Source organism: Micromonospora sp. M51, from assembly GCF_018070305.1.
GTDB lineage: Bacteria > Actinomycetota > Actinomycetes > Mycobacteriales > Micromonosporaceae > Micromonospora > Micromonospora parva.
In genome coordinates, this window is sequence record NZ_JAGPXZ010001231.1 from 1 (window position 1) to 1,070 (window position 1,070).

Below are 1,070 nucleotides of genomic sequence, written 5' to 3' on the forward strand. Positions count from 1 at the left end.
GCACAGGGATCCTCCTGGACTGGTGGTGCCAGAAAGACCGGAGTCTATGGACGGCAACGCCCGATGTCGATCCGTCAGGGCAACCGGCGGCGACGCCGCCACAGCAGACCGCCCATCAACGCCACCACCGTCGCGCCGCTGAGCGCGGTCACCGACCAGAGCCACCCCGCGTCGCTACGCGCCGGTCCGCTGGCCGCCGCCGGCCGGGGCGCGCCGGGTGCCGCCAGCGCGGACGGCGCCGCCGACGGGGTGGCGGTCAGCTCGCCGGGCTCGACCAACCGGCCCACCGCGGCGTCGCGGGGCAGCGTGAAGCCCCAGTCCAGCAGGGCGGCACCCTGCTCCCAGCCGCGAGCCGGCGTCGACTCGGCGCCCAGCAGGGTCACCACCAGCCGCCGCCCGCCGCGTTCCGCCGCCCCCACATAGGTGTGCCGGGCCAGGTCGGTGAAGCCGGTCTTGCCGCCGAGCGCCCCCGGGTACCGGTAGATGAGCTGGTTCTCGTTCTGGATCTCGAAGCCCTTGGTACGTTGCGCCGGCTGGGCCGGTATCGACGTCTGCTCGGTCAACGCGTACCGGCGGAAGGTCGGCTGGGCGAAGCAGGCCCTTGCGATCAACGCCAGGTCGTACGCGCTGGTGAACTGCCCCCTGCCGTCCAGCCCGGACGGGGTGACCGCGTGCGTCTGCAACGCGCCGAGGTGGTGCGCCTGCTCGTTCATGGCGCGGACACCGGCGGCGCTGTCCGTCCCGCTGCCCAGTCGGGCCAGCGCGTTGGCGGCCTCGTTGCCGGAGTTCAGCAGCAACCCGAGCCAGATGGTCTCGACGGTGTACCGGCCGCCCGCGACCAGGCCCACGGCCGAGGAGCCGGGTTCGATGTCCATGTCCGCCTCGGTGACGGTGACCAGCTGCTTCGGGTCGAGCTTCGGCAGCATGGTGGCCGCCAGCAGCAGCTTCTGCACGCTCGCCGGCGTGCCGTACTCGTGCGGGCCGCAGCCGCCGAGCACCTGGCCGCTGTCCAGGTCGGCGACCAGCCACGACGTGGCGGTGATCTTCGGCGGCGCGGCGACGCCGGCCGG

At 73.6% G+C, this 1,070-nt stretch carries 1 protein-coding gene; it reads right to left on the minus strand.

The window, feature by feature from the left end; all coding sequences use genetic code 11:
* Positions 1 to 74: 74 nt before the first annotated feature.
* Positions 75 to 1,070, minus strand: a 996-nt coding sequence (locus KBX53_RS33910) for a D-alanyl-D-alanine carboxypeptidase family protein (RefSeq protein ID WP_210863917.1), incomplete at its 5' end; no start/stop codon positions are given.